The organism is Fusibacter sp. (genome assembly GCF_057447755.1).
In genome coordinates, this window is sequence record NZ_JBVBZF010000198.1 from 1 (window position 1) to 6531 (window position 6531).

A 6531-nucleotide genomic window follows, 5' to 3' on the forward strand; every position below is an offset into this window, starting at 1 on the left:
GCAATACAGGGGGAAAAATATGAGAATTAAATATCACAATTTCCAACTGGGACTAATCCTTGTCATGATTTCTATTCCGATGTTGATATGGAGTTTAGGCATATTCTCCAGTTTTAGAGAATATGTATATGAAGAAAATAGAGCACAAATTAGCAACAATGTAGATCAATTTGTCAACCAGATTCACCTCAATTTAGAAAATGAACTCAATCGATTTACCTATATGGTGAAGCTTGAGGAAGTCGGGAAAATCGATAGAGACACTAATTTAGATGTTCTATATTATAATGAAAATCAATTTAGAGCCTTTAGAAAGGATTATGGTATAACCGGAGAAAAAGGTGCAGTTATGGAAGCGGAAGGCAAGACCGTTTTTCTATATATCACAGCATCTGATCAAGAGAGTGGGTTTATCATGCCTATTGGATTAGAGGCGTTAACAGATGCAGAACTCAAACTTGAAATTATTGCAAATAATCCGTTAAATTTGGACTTAGGCGTGTTTCAATGGTTAGGAAATGAATTCTATAAAGCCGTATACGATCCCACATTTGATATGACTTTTATAGTAAAAGGTAAAGGCCTATCCGTCTACAAAGAACCCTTTATACTTGAAAAAATTTTGGTTATACTGGCTAACCTTTTAGTAATCTTGATTGCCACATACTTTCTGAGACAGAAAGAATATCCACTTTATAAACTAAGTGCTATTTTTGAGACCCTTAAAAGGGGACAATATAGTCCAGAACATGATCCTATAAACTTTAATCAAACATTAAGTCAATTGATTAGTGAAATTAATGATCTCGAAAATAATTTAATTACACAAATTAGTGAATTGACAGAATCAACTCTAAAATATAAGTCTGATATCAAGAATATTGAAGACAAGGGGAAATCACTTAAGAGAGAACATGACCAGTATTTTACAGAGATGGCTTCAAAAGAAGGCTTGAATGATATCCTATTTGAAACCGTAAACCAGGTGGTCTTTTTAATCAACAAAGATGGTATTATCCTTGAAGTAAATCGCACTTTTGAAAATAAATTAGGATTTAAAAAAGATGAGATTGTCGGCCAGTCCATATTATCAATTTTAATGGAAAATACCAGATCTATTAAGGAATTAACATCGCATAATGAAGAGCCACTTTTCTTAAACTTCAAAATGAGTAGTATAGATTCAAATGTTTCCCAATTTTTGAATGTAAAGATCAATGAGTTGCCGAATGGTACTTACCTATATATTGGCAAGTCTATAAATGAAGAAATAACATTGCAAAGTCGAATTCTTAGAAAGAACAGAGAACTTGAGTATATAAACCAAATCAATTCAGCACTTATCAGTAACTGGGGACTCAATGAGCTTTTGATCAATATTATTAATCGTATTGATTATCTCTTTAACATCATAGACGGCACAATACGCGTTAAAAACGATGAGGGATTTTGGGAAATTAAGGCACAAACGGATAAGGGGAGTATTGTACATGAAGCCTATATTGAAGATATAGATGCCTTTTACAATTCCGATATTACCTCGGATTCAGAAATCAAAATTGTTGGGATAAATGAAGATTACCGGAAAAAGTATGCATACCCTGAAAATTTAAAAGAAATTTTAGTAGCACCAATGGAAGTCGATGGGGAAATCATTGCGATCCTCTCAATCGGCATTGAAAACCCTTTAACAACAAATGATTTCAATATAATGAAAATGTTTAAGAATCAAGCTTCAGTTGTTGTTCAACGTGCGCTATTATATGATCAGTTAAGAAAGCAATACTTTAACACCATACATGCACTGGTTAATGTCATAGAGGCAAAAGATAAATATACTGAGGGTCATTCAAGACGGGTTTCACGATTTTCTGTTGAAATTGCAGTTGAAATGGGCTATAGTAATGAAGAACTTGAGAATATTGAGATTGCGGGTTTATTGCATGATGTTGGAAAAGTAGGGATTCATCAATCCATCCTGACAAAACAAGGTAAGCTCAATCGTGACGAATATGAAATCATCAAGCAACATCCTGAAAAGGGGATTCAAATCTTAAAATCCATTAAATTAAATGCTCAAATTATTGAGGGTATATTATACCATCATGTTCGGCATGATCTTAAAGGATATCCCCTAAATCATAATCTTCAATCCCTACCGGAATATGCCGGTATAATAGGTGTTGCAGATGCATTCGATGCCATAACGTCTGAGCGGTCCTACTCAAAGGCAGAGACGATTAAGGATGGTTTAAAAGAATTGATTCGCAATAGAGGCACACAATTTTCTCCAGAAATTATTGATATTTTTGAGAAATTGGCAACACAATCGCCTGAAAGATTGCAAAGAATAATAGACGATCTATAATAAATATTGGTATAAAATTGAAAAACAAGCATGAATCATCATGAGTAAGAAGTAAAATTTAGGTTTTTTAAACTGTTATTTAAGAAAGACTATCAATAGTATCTGTAAACAGTTTACAAAGTTATGAAATATCTTAAAAGGAGCAAAGTATGGCATATCAAGCACTGTATCGCAAATGGAGACCCTTAAATTTTGACGAGATTATTGGTCAAAATCATATTATTCTGCCCATTAGAAACCAGATTGTTAACAACAGTATAGGACATGCTTATTTGTTCTCAGGCACAAGAGGGACTGGTAAGACCACAACTGCAAAGGTTTTCGCGAGAGCTGTAAACTGTTTAAATAATGTTGATGGCAATCCTTGTAACACCTGTGAAAATTGTAAAAGTATTCTGGATGAACAGTTTATTGATGTCGTTGAGATGGATGCTGCATCAAACAACAGTGTAGATGACATCAGAGAGCTCAGAGAACACGTAAAATTTGCACCTTCTAAGGGAAAATACAAGGTTTATATAATCGATGAGGTACATATGTTATCTCAAGGTGCTTTTAATGCACTTTTAAAAACACTGGAAGAACCACCTGAGTATGTGCTCTTTATTCTTGCAACAACAGAATCCCATAAGATTCCAGCAACGATATTATCAAGATGTCAACGCTTTGATTTTAAACGTGTTTCTTACGATGATTTGCTTTATCGTCTCAAGTACATTTGTGAGATGATGTCTGTTCAATATGACATAGAGGCATTAAAATTGATTATCGAAAAAAGTGACGGCGCTGTTAGAGATTCAATCAGTAGCCTAGATCAATGCTTGAGCGTTGGGACTGATAAATTATCTGTGGAGGAAGTTGTTGATTTACTTGGTCTTGTCGAAAATACTGAAATTTTAAAGTTAATCAAGAATTTGATTCAACAAGATGCAAATGAAATATTTATGCAAGTTGACGAAATTCTTAAAAATGGCAAGGACTTGAATCAATTTATAAATGCAATTATCGAGGTATATCGCGACTTATTGGTGGTTTTATCGGTTAAAGAAAATTATCAGCTCCTGATCAATGCGTCCAATGAGTACATGGACACACTAAGAGATTTATCAAAGCAATTTACCCACATTGAAATTTCAAGAGCACTCAATCTTTTTATAGACTTATCAAAGAGCATTAAATATTCTCAAAACAAGCGCATTCTATTTGAAGCCACTCTGGTCAAAATCATGAATGTCAAGGCAGATCAAACGATTGAGGGCTTATTAGAGCGCATTAGCAGACTTGAAAAAATTGTTTATGAAGGTGGCGGTGTGCCTGTACGATCTGAAGCTGTTCAGAGACCAACAAGTAGACCTATGTCTCAAAGTCCTGAAAGAAGTCATATTCAAAGAGAGTCAGTTGTTGCTAGTCCTCAAGTTAAAGCAAATGAGGCCAATAATGATAAGGTTGAAAGTGATATTGAAACCTTTATAGAATTTACAGAGTCAGAGATTGATTTCGATGCCGTCTTAAAGGTTTGGGAACTTTTTAAAGAAAACATTAGGACCGAGAAAAAGGGTATTATGCATGTTTTTGAAGATGCTACACCTTTGACTCTTAATGGAAATAGGATTACAATTGGAATAGCACCTGTAAATAAGTTGTTTATGAATATCGTTCAGAATGCATCAAACTTAAAATATTTGGAAAACTTAATGTCGAGGCTTTTAAAAAAGCTTGTGGCACTCCAGTTTGAAATCAAAGAAGAAGCGTATAAAGAAGCACAAAATCCAGAAGAGCAAGTAAAGGACTACTTTAAGGATTATAAAGATGTGCTTGAGATAAAATAAGAATTTAGGAGGTTTTTTAACAATGGCTAAGGGAAGAGGACCAGCTATGCCTGGTAATATGAATAACATGATGAAGCAAGTTCAAAAAATGCAAAGAGACATGCAAGAAGCTCAAGAAAAGATTGAATCTGAAGAGTTTGAAGCAACTGCAGGTGGCGGTGCGATTAAGGTTACTGTAAATGGTAAAAAAGAAGTTTTATCCATTGATTTAAAACCTGAAGTCGTTGATCCAGATGATATTGAAATGTTACAAGATTTAATCATTGTTGCTGTAAATGAAGCACTTAAAACAGCTGAAGATACAATGAGCAAATCACTAAGTAAATTTACAGGTGGTATGAACATACCTGGGTTATTCTAAATGTCTAAGTTTATTCCGTCAATCAATAAGCTCATAGATGAATTTTCAAGACTTCCGGGCATTGGTAAAAAATCAGCACAGAGACTTGCCTTCCATGTGATCAATATGGAACAGTCTGATGCTTATAACTTTGCTGAAGCCATTTTAGAAGTCAAACGCAAAATTAAATATTGTGAAAAGTGTTTTAATATCACAGAGAGTCAGTTCTGTTATATTTGCTCTGATCAAAAACGTGATCACAATTTAATTTGTGTTGTGGAATCTCCTAGAGATCTTATTGCCATTGAAAACACCAAGGAGTTTCACGGATACTACCATGTGCTCCATGGTGCGATTTCTCCAATGGATGGTATAGGACCAAACGAAATTAAAATTAGAGAGTTAATCTTAAGACTTCAAGAAGATGACACTAATGAGATCATTATTGCTACGAACCCAACAATTGAGGGAGAAGCTACAGCAATGTATATTTCTAAATTACTCAAGGGGACCGATATTAAGGTGACGAGATTGGCACATGGTATACCCGTTGGTGGTGACTTGGAGTATGCAGATGAGATTACTTTGGCCAAAGCAATTGAGGGAAGAAGAACACTTTAGCATTTTAGGTCAATAAAAAATGCATTCAGAAGGACATTTGAAATGAATTCTAAAATTGTGGTTGGAAAACCAGCGCTTTTAAAACACATAAATCGAAATTCTGTCATAAAGCTCATCTTTAAACATGGGACCATCAGTCGGTCAGAAATTGCTAAACTAACCAAGCTAACTCTACCAAGCATCATGAGGATTGTGGATGGTCTAATAGAGGAAGGTCTTGTGGTCGAGGTGGGTAAAGGCGATTCAAACGGTGGCAGAAAGCCAAACTTGATCAGCCTCAATCATGAGTTTCTATACATTATTGGTGTTGAGATCGCAATCAATGCAACAGTGGTGCTTACCGATCTTTCCGGTAAAACCATCGAAAGATGGGAATCCGATCAAATGGCCTATGAAACGCCATTTGAAATGCTCGATGGGATTATGAACACGATTTATCAATTGATCAGAAAGCATAAAATTGCAGAAGATAAGATTGCAGGTATTGGCATAGGAACGCCAGGCAGTAATTTTAAACACCATAAATCCAAGTCATACGCTATTCTAAAAGGATGGGAAAGCATAGATGTAGGGGCTTGGTTTAGAGATAAATTTCAATGTCCGGTCTATATTGATAATGTTGCGCGCACGCGAACGCTAGGTGAACTATGGTTTGGTAAAGGCCGAGAGACAAAAGATTTTATCTATGTCTTTGTGGATCAAGGTGTTGGCTGTGGTATTGTCAATAATGCCGCCATCTTCGAGGGGACAAATCATGTTGCAGGGGAGTTTGGACATACTGTTATTGCATATAAGGGCAGAGAGTGTTACTGTGGCAATCAAGGCTGTATAGAAATGTATGTATCTGCGGGTGCAATTATTAATGACATTTCAGAAAGTCTAAAATTTGATGCATCTCATAGAATGACTTTTAGGGAAGTTATGACCTATGAAGGCAAAGATGAGGTATCATCTATTTTATCAGAAAGCGCAAAAGTGCTTTCTGTTGGAATAGCGAATCTCATTAATGTTTTAAATCCACAATTGATTGTAATTGGAGGCGTTGTACCTTTAAATAGTAAAGTGTTTTCAGAAACCTTACTCAGGTCCATCTCGCAATCAATTTTTTCAAAGTCGGCTCTAGAGACAAGAATAGAATTTAGTGAAATTGAAATGAATGACAGCTGCTTAGGAAGTGTTGCCCTTGTGGTAAACGAAACCTTTAAATCCGTTGTGGTGGCAGAGTTAAATTAAAAATAAGGTCTATTGTGAACGATAAAGGTTTGCAGTAGACCTTTTTACATATGATAAGGGGTTAATTTCAGTCAACTTTTCAAATTGACTGAAAAAACAAATGATGATATTATTTAGTTAGTAACATTTAGTAACAAAGA

General features: G+C 35.0%; 5 protein-coding genes. All 5 read left to right on the top strand.

Annotation, left to right across the window (positions count from 1 at the left end):
* Positions 1–19: 19 nt before the first annotated feature.
* The 5 genes from AC220I_RS16225 to AC220I_RS16245 all read left to right on the top strand — a co-directional run bounded on the left by AC220I_RS16225 (position 20) and on the right by AC220I_RS16245 (position 6391).
* Positions 20–2368: an HD domain-containing phosphohydrolase gene (locus AC220I_RS16225; protein WP_486724906.1), complete on the top strand. Its 2349-nt coding sequence runs from the start codon at positions 20–22 to the stop codon at positions 2366–2368.
* A gap of 149 nt (positions 2369–2517) precedes the next feature.
* Positions 2518–4197 carry a DNA polymerase III subunit gamma/tau gene (gene dnaX, locus AC220I_RS16230; protein ID WP_486724907.1) on the top strand — a complete coding sequence of 560 codons (1680 nt, stop codon included), beginning with the start codon at positions 2518–2520 and terminating at the stop codon, positions 4195–4197.
* A 22-nt stretch (positions 4198–4219) separates the two neighbouring features.
* On the top strand, positions 4220–4558 hold the full coding sequence (locus AC220I_RS16235; protein WP_486724908.1) for a YbaB/EbfC family nucleoid-associated protein: 339 nt from the start codon (positions 4220–4222) through the stop codon (positions 4556–4558).
* Complete coding sequence (gene recR, locus AC220I_RS16240; protein WP_486724909.1) at positions 4559–5158, top strand: recombination mediator RecR; 600 nt, start codon at positions 4559–4561, stop codon at positions 5156–5158. It abuts the gene before it with no gap.
* Positions 5159–5200: 42 nt separating this feature from the next.
* Positions 5201–6391 (top strand): ROK family protein, encoded by a 1191-nt coding sequence (locus AC220I_RS16245; protein ID WP_486724910.1) that lies wholly within the window; start codon positions 5201–5203, stop codon positions 6389–6391.
* Positions 6392–6531 lie beyond the last annotated feature (140 nt).